This window comes from Bacillus sp. JJ1474 (assembly GCF_036965225.1).
In the GTDB taxonomy this organism is placed as follows: Bacteria; Bacillota; Bacilli; order Bacillales; family Cytobacillaceae; genus Cytobacillus.
On record NZ_JBALPC010000101.1, the window covers coordinates 1 to 242 of the forward strand.

1 protein-coding gene is annotated in these 242 nt (G+C 40.1%); it reads right to left on the reverse strand.

Annotation, left to right across the window (positions count from 1 at the left end; genetic code table 11):
* The coding region (locus V7164_RS14095) for a GNAT family N-acetyltransferase (protein WP_335354386.1) at positions 1-242 on the reverse strand (242 nt) is incomplete at both ends.

A 242-nucleotide genomic window follows, 5' to 3' on the forward strand; every position in this document is an offset into this window, starting at 1 on the left:
CGAAGTATTCGTATCCGCAACCTCTTCAATGACATAATCATTGTACGGAGTGTTTTCAATGATATGCTTTATGATTTGAGTTGCTACACCCTGTCCTCTAAATTCTGAAGCTGTTCCAACAAACTCAATCGACCCCGTATTGGGCGGAAATTCTTCAAAAGGCGCTTCAAATTCCTTCTTTAGAAAGATCCCTGCCATGCTTCCCTTGAAAAATCCCAGATGCTTCCTTAATTCCTTTTTAT